14 protein-coding genes are annotated in these 15,102 nt (G+C 39.9%); 10 read left to right on the forward strand and 4 right to left on the reverse strand.

Annotated features, from left to right (window positions below; translation table 11 throughout):
• From H6F39_RS08230 to H6F39_RS08260, 7 genes are all read left to right on the forward strand, one after another.
• Positions 1-705 (forward strand): photosystem II D2 protein (photosystem q(a) protein) (locus H6F39_RS08230; protein ID WP_190396526.1); only part of this gene is annotated, 705 nt, incomplete at its 5' end.
• Between the two features lie 1,090 nt (positions 706-1,795).
• Positions 1,796-3,544: an iron uptake porin gene (locus H6F39_RS08235; protein ID WP_190396527.1), complete on the forward strand. Its 1,749-nt coding sequence runs from the start codon at positions 1,796-1,798 to the stop codon at positions 3,542-3,544.
• A gap of 106 nt (positions 3,545-3,650) precedes the next feature.
• Complete coding sequence (locus H6F39_RS08240; RefSeq protein WP_137908467.1) at positions 3,651-3,851, forward strand: hypothetical protein; 201 nt, start codon at positions 3,651-3,653, stop codon at positions 3,849-3,851.
• Positions 3,835-4,272, forward strand: coding sequence for an Rrf2 family transcriptional regulator (locus H6F39_RS08245; RefSeq protein WP_168359254.1), 438 nt, complete (start codon positions 3,835-3,837; stop codon positions 4,270-4,272). The genes H6F39_RS08240 and H6F39_RS08245 overlap by 17 nt, the downstream gene beginning before the upstream one ends.
• Positions 4,273-4,289: 17 nt before the next feature.
• Positions 4,290-5,237, forward strand: coding sequence for a cysteine synthase A (cysK, locus tag H6F39_RS08250; RefSeq protein ID WP_137908465.1), 948 nt, complete (start codon positions 4,290-4,292; stop codon positions 5,235-5,237).
• A 25-nt stretch (positions 5,238-5,262) separates the two neighbouring features.
• Positions 5,263-5,952, forward strand: a complete 690-nt coding sequence (locus tag H6F39_RS08255; RefSeq protein WP_028082390.1) for a J domain-containing protein — start codon at positions 5,263-5,265, stop codon at positions 5,950-5,952.
• 158 nt (positions 5,953-6,110) lie between these two features.
• The gene (locus tag H6F39_RS08260) at positions 6,111-8,714 is read left to right on the forward strand and encodes a COR domain-containing protein (RefSeq protein WP_190396528.1); all 2,604 of its coding nucleotides are present in this window, start codon (positions 6,111-6,113) and stop codon (positions 8,712-8,714) included.
• Between the two features lie 39 nt (positions 8,715-8,753).
• On the opposite strand, the gene H6F39_RS20975 is transcribed toward H6F39_RS08260, so the two are convergent.
• Entirely contained in the window at positions 8,754-8,882 is a 129-nt protein-coding gene (locus H6F39_RS20975; protein WP_255501570.1) for a hypothetical protein, read from the reverse strand.
• A gap of 188 nt (positions 8,883-9,070) precedes the next feature.
• Between H6F39_RS20975 and H6F39_RS08270 the strand changes: the two genes are divergently transcribed.
• Positions 9,071-9,271, forward strand: a complete 201-nt coding sequence (locus H6F39_RS08270) for a hypothetical protein (protein ID WP_028082389.1) — start codon at positions 9,071-9,073, stop codon at positions 9,269-9,271.
• Positions 9,272-9,409: 138 nt separating this feature from the next.
• Entirely contained in the window at positions 9,410-9,586 is a 177-nt protein-coding gene (locus H6F39_RS08275; RefSeq protein ID WP_190396529.1) for an addiction module antidote protein, read from the forward strand.
• Here the strand turns inward: H6F39_RS08275 and H6F39_RS08280 are convergent.
• Positions 9,583-10,191, reverse strand: a complete 609-nt coding sequence (locus H6F39_RS08280; protein WP_190396530.1) for a hypothetical protein — start codon at positions 10,189-10,191, stop codon at positions 9,583-9,585. The two genes, H6F39_RS08275 and H6F39_RS08280, sit on opposite strands and share 4 nt — an antisense overlap.
• 465 nt (positions 10,192-10,656) lie before the next feature.
• Positions 10,657-13,107 (reverse strand): ATP-dependent Clp protease ATP-binding subunit, encoded by a 2,451-nt coding sequence (locus H6F39_RS08285; RefSeq protein ID WP_190396551.1) that lies wholly within the window; start codon positions 13,105-13,107, stop codon positions 10,657-10,659.
• 243 nt (positions 13,108-13,350) lie between these two features.
• On the opposite strand from H6F39_RS08285, the gene H6F39_RS08290 reads away from it, so the two are divergent.
• Positions 13,351-13,647, forward strand: a complete 297-nt coding sequence (locus H6F39_RS08290) for a DUF3288 family protein (RefSeq protein WP_190396531.1) — start codon at positions 13,351-13,353, stop codon at positions 13,645-13,647.
• Between the two features lie 7 nt (positions 13,648-13,654).
• Here the strand turns inward: H6F39_RS08290 and H6F39_RS08295 are convergent, their stop codons facing one another.
• A complete protein-coding gene (locus H6F39_RS08295; protein ID WP_190396532.1) occupies positions 13,655-15,073 on the reverse strand; it encodes an MlaD family protein in 1,419 nt (472 codons plus the stop codon).
• Between the last annotated feature and the right edge of the window lie 29 nt (positions 15,074-15,102).

The following is a 15,102-nucleotide window of genomic DNA, read 5'->3' on the forward strand; positions in this document are numbered from 1 at the left end:
GCTTTTGCTCTCATTGGCTTCATGTTACGTCAATTTGAAATTGCCCGTCTCGTAGGTCTTCGTCCCTATAACGCCCTAGCTTTCTCCGGCCCTATCGCCGTATTCGTCAGCGTGTTCCTGATGTATCCTTTAGGACAATCTAGCTGGTTCTTTGCCCCCAGCTTCGGAGTAGCAGCAATCTTCCGTTTCCTCCTATTTCTCCAAGGTTTCCACAACTGGACCCTCAACCCCTTCCACATGATGGGCGTAGCAGGTATCTTAGGTGGAGCTTTACTTTGTGCCATTCACGGTGCAACAGTAGAAAACACCTTATTTGAAGACGGTGAAGGCTCAAACACCTTCCGCGCCTTTAATCCTACCCAAGCTGAAGAAACCTACTCCATGGTGACAGCAAACCGCTTCTGGTCACAGATTTTCGGGATTGCTTTCTCCAACAAACGTTGGTTACACTTCTTCATGTTGTTTGTACCAGTTACAGGCTTGTGGATGAGTGCTGTTGGTATTGTGGGTTTAGCATTAAACTTGCGGGCTTATGACTTCGTTTCCCAAGAATTACGGGCAGCAGAAGACCCAGAGTTTGAAACTTTCTATACCAAAAATATTTTGTTGAACGAGGGTATCCGGGCTTGGATGGCTCCTCAAGATCAACCCCACGAACAATTTGTATTCCCTGAAGAAGTGCTACCTCGCGGTAACGCTTTATAAAATCCATCTTTAATTAATTGTTTTTCCTTAACCCTGCCTTGAGGTAGGGTTTTTTTATGACATTATTTTTACAATATAATTTTCAGTATTGCAAATTTTTGTAGTTGTGTTATAGTGATTTCAGGTAAAAAACCCAAAGCTTTTTGCTTTGCCTTTTGAGACTAAGACCGTTTAGGCAATAAGGAGGTGATGCCCATGATAGAAAGTAGTATAACCATGGGTCATCAAGTTGCAGTTAGCCGGCTGTGCGCCGGGGCTGTTCTCTAAAAGTTAGCCTTAGTTTTCTTGAGAACTAAGTAAGCTCAACTAGCTAGGCTAAAGGTCGGAGTCCCTTCCGGCAGTCTGGTTGCAACTTGAAGACCCGCTAGACCGCCCTGACTTAGATTTTCTAATCTAAATCAGGGCGGATAGTTTTTCTGGGTAGTTTTTCTTTGCATAAAAATAATTTAGTTCTTGCCGGAAGTAAACAAGAAATAACGTTTATTTTTTTTGTCAGGTTAGGCAATTTTTTCACTTAACTAAATAGTGATTTTTAAGCAACCAGTGATTAGATGTTAATTGGCCGATTCTAACATCGTCGCGGAACATTTGCAGACAATAAACCATCATCCACAGATATAGGCTTCGACAGATAAAACAAAACAATCATCACGAAAAATCAGGGATGATGTAGAAAACTTATGATTAAAAGTACGTTTAAAAACTCATCTACGGTTTTTAGTGCCAGAGCTTATTTAGTGAGGTTTGTTGATAAGAATGCTTTGATGTGAGTGTAAAAAGTGCGAGTTTGATTTTTCAAGGTAACTACACTAGTTTACTAGAAAAATTTACAGTCACTTCATCATAAATTCTTATTTTAATCATTAGGAATAGTTATAATATAACCATATCCTATGATTATAAGTTTTTGTATAAGTTAATTGCATGAAAATTTAACGATTTGTTAATCAATTATTAGTCTTTTGAAAACTAGAATTGTGGTACTGGCAGCCATGCCCAATACACAGGTTTCAACAAGATGTCCCATTTCTAAGCAATTAGCTACAGATAACTTCATTTATTCATGTAAGGTGTGAGGAGAAAAGGAAAGATGTCTAATATCTTGTGGAAATCCCTGGTGGTTAGCCCAGCAGCTTTGGGAGCAGCGTTGTTATTATCTTCAACAGCGATAGCTGCGACCACAACCACCACGGAAACATCATCAATAGAAACTTCCTCTGCAACAGAAGTTTCTCAAAAGCCAGAAGTATTGGTGGAAGAAACCAAAGCAGCCCAATTTTTAGCTCAAGCTAAAGTCAACCCCTTCAGTAACGAAAACAATAATTCCCAGTCTCAGGTAACATCAGTTTCGCAGTTTTCTGACGTACAACCTACAGATTGGGCGTTTCAAGCCTTACAGTCCTTGGTTGAGCGCTACGGTTGTATTGCTGGTTATCCCAGTGGGACATTTCGCGGTAATCGCTCTTTAAGTCGTTATGAATTTGCTGCTGGTTTAAATTCATGTTTGGATCGTGTAAATGAATTAATTGCCACAGCAACGGCTGATCTAGTTACCAAACAGGATTTGGCAACATTACAGCGATTGCAAGAAGAGTTTTCTGCCGAACTAGCAACTTTACGCGGTCGAGTGGACGCTTTAGAAGGACGCACTGCTGAATTAGAAGCAAATCAATTCTCCACTACCACTAAATTAAAAGGTGAAGCTATTTTTGCTTCTACCGATACTTTTGGTAATGAGACGGGTAAAGCAAACCGCGCAGTTTTGCAAAACAGAGTGCGTTTAGGCTTGGAAACCAGCTTTACCGGTAGGGATATGTTAACAACCCGGTTGTCCGCTGGTAATGCTACAGCCTTTGATTTCCGAGATAATGCAAATGCTCCTGTTAGTGGTTCTAAAACTGCTGCTATCAATCCTGGTTCTAATGCAGTCGGCAAGCAAATCTTTGAAGTTGGTAGCACCAATAATAACAGCGTAAAAATTGACAAGCTAACTTATGAAGCTCCTGTAGGTCCAGCGAGGGTTTATCTAGCGGCTAGTGGTGGACAACATAGCGATTATGCGGCTGTTAATAATCCTTACTTCTTTGATAAAACAGATGGTGGTAAGGGTGCTTTAACCACCTTTGCGTCTGAAAATCCGATTTATCGCATTGGTGGTGGTTCGGGTATTGCGTTGAGTGTACCCTTTGGGAAAGGTGATAGTTCCTTAAAACCAAGCTCCTTAACATTAGGTTACTTAGCTTCCAATGCTAATGATCCTACTCCTAGTAATGGCTTGTTTGATGGTAACTATGCGGCCTTAGGTCAGTTAAACTTTAATGTTGGTAATCGTGTTGCGTTGGCTGCTACCTATGTCCATGGTTATCAAAAAGCAGGTAGCACCTTATTTGATTCAGCGCTTGATGGTGGTAAAGCTTTAGTAGGTACTGCACAAGCTAATACTCCAACTGTAGCAGGTTCTAGCTCTAGCAACTCCTATGGTGTTTCTGCTGCTATCAAGCCTAGCCGGAAATTGTCTCTAAGTGGTTTCGTTTCCTACCATGATGTGATTCCCGAAGGTGCTGGTGTTAGTAGAGAAGCTTGGAGTTATGGAGCGGGTTTAGCTTTACCTGATTTTGGTAAGAAGGGTAACGTCTTGGGGATTTTTGGTGGCGCTCAACCTTACTCACTCAGAGCAGGTGCTAGTCAGACACCATACCAAGTTGAAGGCTTTTACAAGTATCAGGTTTCAGACAATATTTCTGTAACTCCTGGTGTGATTTGGGTAACATCTCCGGGACAGGCTACTAATAGCAATGATGCTTTTATCGGTACGCTGAGAACAACTTTCAGTTTCTAGACTGTTAAAAGTCTGCTGATAACTTGAAAAATTAGGCGTTGGTCAACAAAAATATGAATTTGTCTGACGCTAAGGCGCAAAGACGCGAAAAATAAGAGTTTGAGAAATGAAAGTTTTGATTTTCATAGCTCAATATGTCTACGCCCAAATTATTTTACCCTGCCATGAGGCGGGGGTTTTTTTTACGGGCAATAAAAACCCCAGTGGAGAACGGGAGTATACTGGAAAAGAGGGGAACTGTTGGATTTTGTTCATCTTCATGCTTCAACTTTCATCTTGGATTACTGCTTGTGGAACTATCATGTAAATCTGAATACGCAATTTTGGCGTTATTAGAAATGGCTACTCATTACGAAAACGGTGAACCGATGCAAATTCGGCAAATCGCTATGCAACAAAAGATACCTGATCGTTATTTAGAACAACTGTTAGCAAGTTTGCGGCGTGGGGGTATAGTGAAAAGTCAACGGGGTTCAAAGGGCGGTTATTTCTTAGCGCGAGAACCTCGGAAAATTAGTATCTTTGATATTTTAGAATGTTTGGAAGGTTTAGATGTGCAGACAAGTGATCAGGATTCTCACCGCACAAGTTTAGATCATACTGTGGTGACGGAAATTTGGCAAGAAGCACGTCAAGCGGCAAATTCAGTGTTACAAAACTATTCACTTCAGGATCTTTGTGAAAAACGAGATTCCCGAAAGCAGTTGGATATCATGTACTACATTTAAGGACGTAAAAACTTATCATGGCTATTGTCAAAAATATTACGGAATTGGTGGGACGGACACCTTTAGTACAGTTAAACCGGATTCCCCAAGAGTTGGGTTGTGTGGCGAGAATTGTGGTGAAATTGGAAAGTATGAACCCCTCTGCATCAGTAAAAGACCGGATTGGGGTAAGTATGATTGATGCTGCGGAGAAAGAAGGATTAATCGCGCCGGGGAAGACGATTTTAGTAGAGCCAACATCGGGAAATACGGGTATTGCTTTGGCGATGGCGGCGGCAGCTATGGGGTATAAATTAATTTTAACCATGCCGGAAACTATGAGCGCGGAACGGCGAGCAATGTTAAGGGCTTATGGGGCAGAATTGGAACTCACGCCGGGAATTGCGGGGATGAGTGGGGCGATTCGTCGGGCCCAGGAGATAGTGGATAGAACACCCTATTCTTATATGTTACAGCAATTTCGTAACCCGGCTAATGCCCAAATTCACCGGGAAACTACGGCGGAGGAAATTTGGTCAGATACCGATGGTCAGGTAGATATAATTGTGGCGGGAGTGGGGACTGGTGGTACTATTACTGGGGTGTCGGAAGTCATTAAAAAACGGAAGCCGAGTTTTACCAGTGTAGCGGTAGAACCAGCTAATAGCCCTATATTATCTGGTGGTAAACCTGGTCCTCACAAAATTCAAGGGATTGGGGCGGGTTTTATTCCTCAGGTATTAAAAGTAGAATTAATTGATGAGGTGATTACGGTTACTGATGAGGAGGCGATCGCCTATAGTCGTAAATTAGCAAGGGAAGAAGGATTATTATCGGGAATTTCCACTGGTGCGGCCCTTTGTGCAGCCATTCGTGTAGGCCAACGTCCAGAAAATCGAGAGCGGTTAATTGTGATGATTCAGCCTAGTTTCGGTGAGAGATACTTAAGTACACCTTTATTCCAAGATCTAGAAAACAGTAACTAATGTCAATTAACAACCTATTGGATTCATGTCCGATTTTAACCATTACGATACCTTAAAAGTCAGTAATAATGCCAGCCAAGCGGAGATCAAACAAGCCTATCGCCGCTTGGTCAAGATTTTACATCCTGATATTAATCAAGAAATAACAGATAATGAAGGAATTATTCGGGTTAATGCTGCTTATGAAGTTTTAAGTGACAGCAAAAGTCGTCTTAATTATGATCAAGAACTGCGCTATAGTCAGAAAAATTCCCATTATACTCGCCAAAAACGCTCAGAATCTGCCCAAGAGCATTATAAAGCGACTAGAAAAGTTAGAAAAGATGTTGATGAGAACATTGAAGAATGGTTAAAACTAGTTTATAAACCGGTAAACCGGATACTTGGAACAATTCTCAATTCTTTAAAAGAACAAATTGAGGAATTAGCCGCAGATCCCTTTGATGATGTTCTTTTAGACGAATTTCAAGATTATTTAGAATCCTGTAGAGAAGACTTAAAAGACGCTCAAATCAGGTTTCGTTCTTTACCAAATCCTGTTAATTTTGCGGCAGCAGCAGCACACATTTACTACTGTATGAGTCAAATAGGGGAGGGAATTGAAGAGTTAGCTTATTTCCCATTAAGCTATGACGAACGTTATTTACACACAGGCCAGGAATTATTTCGGATCGCTAAAAGATTGTATCGGGAAGCGCAAGAGTCGGTTAGTTGATGAGATGATCGTAAGAGTCATTTAATTACTATATATTAAACCGAAAATAATTAAACGCAGATGGACGCGGATAAACACAGATAATTTTGTAGTTCATTAGACTAGGAAATGCTATATGATTCATACTAGTCTTTTTTCTTCTGAGTTGGTGACTAGCCATGACTGATCAAGAACTGCTGCAAATCATCGAAAAAGCTGCTAGGAACAAAGAAACTACATTAAACCTCAGTAACAATCAACTGACAACATTGCCAGAAGCCATTGCCCAACTCTCCAATCTGACGGTGCTTTACCTCAGTGACAATCAACTGACAAGATTGCCAGAAGCCATTGCCCAACTCTCCAATCTGACGGGGCTTGACCTCAGTAACAATCAACTGACAAGATTGCCAGAAGCCATTGCCCAACTCTCCAATCTGACGGGGCTTTACCTCATTAACAATCAACTGACAAGATTGCCAGAAGCCATTGCCCAACTCTCCAATCTGACGGGGCTTTACCTCAGTAACAATCAACTGACAACATTGCCAGAAGCCATTGCCCAACTCTCCAATCTGACGGGGCTTGACCTCAGTAACAATCAACTGACAACATTGCCAGAAGCCATTGCCCAACTCTCCAATCTGAGGGAGCTTGACCTCAGTTACAATCAACTGACAACATTGCCAGAAGCCATTGCCCAACTCTCCAATCTGACGGGGCTTGGCCTCAGTAACAATCAACTGACAACATTGCCAGAAGCCATTGCCCAACTCTCCAATCTGAAGGGGCTTAACCTCAGAAACAATCAACTGACAAGATTGCCAGAAGCCATTAAACAATTATCTCAACTTGAAAAACTCGATTTACGTGGGAATCAGCTAAATATTCCCGCAGAAATTTTAGGGAGCAGTTGGGATAGCTTAGGTAAACCGTCAGAGATTCTCACCTACTATTTCTCTCTGCAAACTGAGGAGCAACAACCTCTCAATGAAGCTAAGGTATTGCTAGTTGGTCAAGGAACTGTGGGTAAAACTTCCCTAGTTAAACGACTGATTAACAACACATTCGATGCCAACGAAAGCAAAACCAACGGCATCAATATTGAAAATTGGCGTTTAGAAGTTAATCAGCAAACCATTCGACTAAATATATGGGATTTTGGTGGACAGGAAATCATGCACGCTACCCACCAATTTTTTCTCACTAAACGTAGCCTTTACCTGCTGGTAATTAATGCCCGTGAGGATGAACAACAAAATAGATTAGAATATTGGCTAAAAATTATTCAGAGTTTTGGCGGTGATTCCCCGATTATTTTAGTTGGAAATAAAATTGATGAGCATCCTTTGGATCTTGATCAAACTGGCTTACACAAAAAATACAAAAATATTAAAGATATAGTTCCTATTTCTTGTCAAACTGGAGCAGGTATAGAAAAATTATTATCAATTATTAAACGCGAACTTGCTAACTTAGAAGGCATTAACGACCCTTTACCTAAAAGTTGGTTTCAGGTAAAAACCCATTTAGAAAAGATGGAAAAGGACTATATTCTCTACCACGAATATGAGGGTATTTGCCAGAATGAAAAAATTAATGAAAAACTTAAACAATCTACTTTAATGGAATTGCTGCATCAATTGGGTATTGTTCTCAATTTTAGAGATGATTTCGGCTTAAAAGGTGTTCCGGTGCTTAATCCAGAATGGGTAACAAACGGTGTTTATAAAATTCTCAATGACAATTTATTAACGACTGAATTTCGTGGTATGTTGACACTTCAAGAACTAAGAAGAATTTTAGATGATTCTAAATATCCCGACGATAAGCCAGAATTTATTATCAAAATGATGGAGAGGTTTGAACTCTGTTTTCCTTTGGATGATAAAGATAAATATCTCATTCCTGACTTGTTACCAAAAGAAGAACCTGCAACTGGGGAATGGGAGAATGTTCTGGCTTTTGAATATCATTATAATATTTTACCTAGCAGCATTATTTCCCGTTTGATTGTGAGAATGCACCATCTAGCAGATAAAAAAACTTGGTGGCGAAGTGGTATTGTATTAAGATACAATAAAAATCGAGCATTAGTAAAAAGTGATCAAGAAGACCGCAAAATCTTTATTTTTATTAGTGGTAGTGATTTCACCCGCAGAGATTTACTCGCAATGATTCGTTCTCAGTTCGATAGTATTCATCAAACTATTCAAGGTTTAGAAGCGAAAGAAAAAGTACCAATTCCCGGACATCCTGGTATATTTGCAGGTTATAAAAATTTACTGGATTATGCAGATAAAAATTCACCTTTCATTCCCGAAGGACTAACAGAAACATTTAATGCGCTAGAACTGCTAAATGGTATTGAATCAGAAGCAGAAAGACGAAAACGCCAAAATCGTGAGAGAATAGAATCATCACAAACACCCGACGCTGGTATGACACCACCACCACCACAACCACCTATTTCTTCTGCTGAACGGGGTATTGCTTTGGCTATGGCTTTAGCAGTATTAATAACTTTTATCGTCCTGATTCTCAACCCTAGAAGTATGAATGGTAATGCTTTAGCTATTGTGAGATTTTTAGCATCTGCATTTGCTGGTATTGCCGGTTATTTAGTTTCTGGTGATCTTGGTTTACAATCTTCAATACCTTTTATGAAGACAAAAACCCAGGTTAAAGCCACAGGAGCATTTGCAGCATTTGTTTTAGTATTTCTACTTTTTTATATGGGTGTTCCTACTTCCGAAATACCACAACCAACCCCCACACCTTGATGAAAAGTTCAGCAGTAAATTCTTTGATGAAGGATTACCCTACTCATTAGTCTCCATTGCCCAATCTTCAAAATTAGTAATTGTTACTTCCACATCAGGGAATTTTGCCGTTATTTTCAATTCTCCTCCCATAGCTTCAATAACTTCTCGCAGATGACTAACATACATACAGCACTTCCCGGTGTTATGAGGTACATATTTAGCGGGCAAGATGCCGCCGTAAACTCCGCTATATAGAAAACACCCTGGATAAAGCGATTCCTAGGTCGCGCTGTATGCTATCACTGAATCAATTCAGAACTCTAGGACAAAATAAAGCTATAATTTTCTCAAGAATAAAGAGGTAAAAACTATTTATGTCACAGCTAGAACAAATTGAAACTGCAATTCTCTCACTTCCATCTCATGATTTTGAGAAACTGAGACAATGGTTTTTAAACCTAGATTATGAACTTTGGGATGAGCAGATAGAACGTGATATTGCAGATGGTAAGTTGGAAGCATTAGCAGCAGAAGCGATCGCTGAGTTTCAAGCAGGGCATAGCCGCGAAATCTGATGCACTATACAACAGAACGATTCTGGAAATATTATAATGCCCTCCCTGAAAGTGTACAGCAAACGGCTGATCAATGCTAAAAGAAATTAGCAAAGAGCAAGCAACTGACAACGATAATAGAGAGAAGAGGTAGTTATTATGGCACTAACTAGAGACTTTAAAGAAACCGTTAATGCACGAGTGCAAAGAGATTCTGAGTTTGCGATCGCTTTACTTGATGAAGCTATTTCTCTTTTCGTGAATGGTGAACCAGAAACAGCAAGACTGATTTTGAGAGATACGGTTTTACGGTTCATTAGAGAATCCTCATATTAACCAATAGGATAACATCCTGGATTAACTGCATGAATAAATTCACTTCCCGCTAGTGGTCTTCCCCGTTTATAAGCTGCTTCTTGGGGTTGTCCCCAACCTAATTGTAAGATAATTTCTAAAAAGTTCGGGTTTTCCCATTTTAACAAAGTAGCCCATTCTGTTCTTTGGGTAATTCTTTCTACGTCTATTTTGGCAATTTTTTGATGTTGTTTACCATTACTAAAACCTAAATATAAATCCATTTCTGCTGTTGTAATATACCAAAATTCTAAAATTGCATTTTTGGCAAGTTTCAATATTGGTAAATCACTTTCTAAAGCAATTAATTCGGGATCAATTTCTGGATAGTGGAGATTTTTGTTCTTAATAGTGATATCTTTCCAGATAATTCCAGAAACTTGATTTTCTCGTTGATATTGATGAATGGAGGTTTTAAAATCTTGGTAAGCTGCGAATCTTTGTAGTCCTTCGGTTCTGACAAATTGGTCTATTAATGGATTACCAGAAACGGTTAATTCTAACTTTAAACGTTCACCTTTTAAGCAAGCTTGGCGCTCGGCTGCTAAAATGTGAATTAACTCTTGGGTATTGTAAATATTTGACATCAGCACAAAACCTAATTAGTCATTAATTATCAGGGATAACTTATAAATTAGAACTTAAATAGTAGGGTGTGTTAGCGACTAGTAACGCATCTTATCCGTCTGGGCTAATTCTTCATCCAAACTCCCCAATTATTGTATAGCAGTAACATACCTTACTTAATACTTACTTTATAAATAGCCTCCAAAATAAGACTAATTGTTAATTTTGTGTCAGATGGTAATTAAGATCAATTAACTATTTAATTATTATCTATGAATGAAAATAAAAATGCTGTATCAAAACCAACTAAAAATTATAATAGCCTAGTATGATACTGATGGAATTAGTTATGACAAATATATTTGGATGACAAATTATACATTATCTGGCTAGAATTGAAGTTACAGTTTCAAACCCATTAAAAAAGGTGGGTTAACAATCAAGTCACCCACCAAATAAATTACCAATATTGTAGAAATCCCGAATTAACCAACATTAGTTAATAACAACTCACGGGTTTCGGATTTTCTGACTTTTACCTGACCATCATCATCTACATCAACTATAGCCTTATCTCCCTGAGCTATTTCCCCAGATAAAATCGCTTCCACCAGAGAATCTTCTAGCAAACGCACAATAGCGCGGCGTAATGGTCTAGCACCATAACTAGGATCATAGCCTTCTTGTACAACTTTATCTTGGAAAGCTGCTGTCACTTCTAAGGTGATATCCTTATCTTTTAAGCGACTAGCAACATCATCCAGCATAATTTCAGCAATTTGCTTGACTTCATCTTTGTTAAGTTGAGTGAAGACGATAATATCATCAACACGGTTGAGAAATTCTGGACGGAAATAAGCTTTAAGTTCTTCGTTGACTAAGTTACGAATCCGATGATAACTAGCTTCTGCGTGGTTATCAAACTCAAATCCCAAGCTACTACCACCTTTTTCGATTACCTTAGAACCAATATTAGAAGTCAAGATAATTAATGTATTCTTGAAGTCCACTTTCCGGCCTTTCGCATCCGTAAGATGACCGTCATCTAAGATTTGCAGCAGCATATTAAATACATCGGGATGCGCTTTTTCGATTTCGTCGAATAGCAACACTGTATAGGGTTTGCGCCGCACAGCTTCCGTTAGTTGTCCGCCTTCATTGTATCCTACATAACCTGGAGGTGAACCAATCAACTTGGAAACGTTGTGGCTTTCCATGTATTCGGACATATCTAAACGCACCATTGATTCTTCTGAGCCGAAGAAGTAAGCGGCTAATGCTTTAGCTAATTCAGTTTTACCTACACCGGTTGGACCAGAAAAGATAAAGCTGGCAATAGGACGATTAGGACTTTTTAAGCCCACACGAGCGCGACGAATAGCGCGAGAAACGGAGCTAACTGCTTGTTCTTGTCCAATTAGCCGTTTGTGTAAAGTGTCTTCGAGATGTAATAATAATTCAGATTCGGATTCAGTCAGTTTGTTAACGGGAACACCTGTCCAAGCAGCGACAATTTGAGCAATATCTTCTTCATTGACAATGGGAGCGTCAACGCTTTCCTGGTTTTCCTCTAAATCAAGTCTGGCTTGAATTGATAATTCTTGTTGACGTAATTTACCAGCTTTAGTAAAATCCTGGACTCTGATAGCTTCAGATTTGGCTTTAGTGGCGGTGGTTAATTCCCGTTTGAGTTCTTTGTTATTGGTAATGCGGGAGTGACGTAACCGCACCCGAGAACCCGCTTCATCAATCAAGTCGATGGCTTTGTCTGGTAGAAAGCGATCGCTGATATAACGGTCTGCTAATTCAGCGGCTGCTACTATCGCTTCATCAGCAATATGGACTTTATGATGCTGTTCATAAGCACCGCGTAAACCGTAGAGAATATCAATAGTTTCTGTTACGGATGGTTCACCTACCAAAATGGGCTGAAAACGTCTTTCTAATGCTGCATCACGTTCAATATGTTGACGATATTCATCCAAAGTAGTAGCACCAATACACTGAAGTTCACCCCGTGCTAAAGCTGGTTTAAGTATATTAGCCGCATCTAAACCGCCTTCCGTACCACCCGCACCCACCAAGGTATGAATTTCATCAATAACTAAGATGATGTTACCTGCGGTACGAACTTCCTCCATGATTTTTTTCAAGCGTTCCTCAAAGTCACCCCGGAAACGAGTTCCTGCGACTACAGAACCCATATCCAGGCTAATGACCTGCTTATTGAGCAAAATTTCGGGAACATCTTGATTAATAATCCGTTGAGCCAAACCTTCAGCAATTGCTGTTTTTCCCACCCCAGGTTCCCCAATCAAAACCGGGTTATTTTTGGTTCTGCGACCGAGAATTTGCACCGTTCTTTCAATTTCTCGTTGACGACCGACTACCGGGTCTAATCTGCCCTCCTGAGCTAATTTAGTGAGATTTCTACCGAACTCCTCTATGGATAGATTTTGATTGCGCTGGGAATTACTTCTCCCACCCGTGACAACCGCTGTATCTTCACCCAGACGCTTCATTACAGCCGCACGGATAACAGGTAAATCTACTCCTAGATTTTGCAATACTTTGGCCGCGACTCCTTCACCGGCCTCCGTTAAACCTAATAATAAGTGTTCAGTGTTTATGTAATTATGTCCAAGACCGTGAGCTTCTCGGAAAGATTGCTCAAACAGGCTTTTAACTTTGGGGGTAAAAGGAATTTCCGGTGGGACAAACCCAGAACCCCGGCCAATTATTTTTTCTACTTCCCGACGTGCTTCTTTCAGAGTGACACCCAACTCAGCCAGCACTTTCGCAGCAACACCTGTTCCTTCTCCCATTAAACCCAGGAGAATTTGTTCTGTTCCTACAAAGTTGTGTCCCAGTCGTCGTGCTTCTTCCTGAGCTAACATGATTACCCGAATTGCTTCGGAAGTGAAGTGTTCAAACATAGCGGGTTCTTTCCCTCGTGCTGCTTGGATTTTGGGTGAGATTAAGTTCACCCTTATCTAAAGTTTTTTGTATTTTCTTAAAGATAATGTATCTTTATTTAAAGCTCAATGCCAATAGTGAGATCCGTAAGTGACAAGGGGTAGTTGCCGTCATTATTTAGATAATAATAGATAATTAGCAATGATCGAGATTTTTCGCTCTTGAGTTGTTGATTTGTTGTCAACTTTGTACTAGTATTGATTATGACACAAAAGCCCGATAGTAATGATCAACAACATCCACTCTACAACCGCGATCGCCCCCTTATTGATATTCTACTTGCTCAAGACGCAAGCGACTACAATTTATCAGAATTAGCGAGACTAAAAATCCGCTATCAAGGTTTTCCCGGTGCGCGAGACATCCAAAATGACTTAGATCAGGTTTTACAACGTTGGGGGTTGACGGAGGATGAATTATTTATAAAAACCCGTCAAATTCATCATACAGGCGGAATTTACAAAAGTCGTGGCAAAAAGGAGGAGGAGGACTGGAATTAGTGGGTGGTCAATTGTCAGTTGTTATTTTTCCCTGCTCTCGATCATCTCGCAGTTGCTCAAGCAGTTCTTCTGAAGATGAATTGGGTGTTTGTGGGACTGGTTGGGGAATTGTCTCTACTTTCTTTGGTGTTTCCAGTTCGGGACTGATTACCAATACTTGTTTTTCGGGAACAGGTGCGGTAATTACTACCTTTGGGGGGTTAGTAGCGGTTTTAAGAGAGTCTAAAGTTACAGCTACTTTTGTCTGTTCTTGTACATCTTTACTAGAAGAAACTAATTTACTTAAACCATTCACTAATTGTAGTAAATTTTGGCGGAACTTAGGATCACCCGTTAATTCGTCTAAATCAGATGTAATTTTTTGAGTATTTTCAAATGTTACCCTAGCTGCATCTAAAGTTTGTTGTAATAAGACAATGTTTTTTGGATCATTCAGGGTTTTAGAAGCATCTTTTAAATTCGCGGAAGCTTCCGCTGCATTTGCTGAGAGTGTTTCTAAGTTTTTCAGTAATTCTCCTTGGGTTAAGCGATTAATCGTTGGTGATAAACTCATCACTGTCTGACGAAGTTGGTTACTGGTTTCTGTCATACTATTCAAAGTTCCAACTAGAGAAGAACGATTGGTAGTGACAAGACTATCTAAGTTATTAAGTAAACGATTTGCCTGTTTAGATGTTTCACTAAAATCCTTTGCTGTGGTTCTTAATTGATCCGCTGTTGTGATTGTAGTTGCAGTTAGTTGGTTTGTGGAGGTTTTCAATGTTGTTGCAGTATCAGAGAATACAGTTAATTGCCCGCGAACGCTTTTGCTCAAACTTTGCAAATCCTTAGTCAAAGCTGCGATATTGGCCGCAGCATTGGCGGAAGTTTCCAAAGTGCGGTTAACATTATTATAGAATTTGTCGCTACTATACTGAGCCGCAAAGTCAGAAGAGTTCCGTATCATTTCATCAACACTGATACCAATTACACCTTTTAAGCGAGAACCATTACAAACAATCAAACTGGGATTACAGTCTTTATCTAGGGGTTTAGCGGTAATATTTCTAGGTAAATCGCCCTTTGGTGTAATATCAATAATATTTTCGCTAATTAATCCACTTTGATTGGCTTCAATTAGGGAATTACTGGGAATCTTTAAATCAGGTGAATTAATTTGAATTTCGACATCAACAGCATTTGCTCCAGCTTTAACACTGGTAATAGTCCCTACTTTTACACCACGAAAACGCACAGGTGAACCTTTTTGCATTCCGCCGGCGTTAGCAAATTCGACAATTGCTTGATAAGATGTTTGTCCGGGGGTGAGCCTATTCAACCATAGTAAAATTACCCCAAATGCACCTAACCCTAGTAAGAGTAACAATCCTACAGAACCTTCCCTGATCATGCGTGTAGACGTAAAACCGCTCATTAGACCTCGCATTTATTCCTCCACCAAAAAAAGTAAGCTTG

The sequence above is a fragment of the Dolichospermum sp. FACHB-1250 genome (assembly GCF_014696335.1).
GTDB classification, from domain to species: domain Bacteria; phylum Cyanobacteriota; class Cyanobacteriia; order Cyanobacteriales; family Nostocaceae; genus Dolichospermum; species Dolichospermum planctonicum.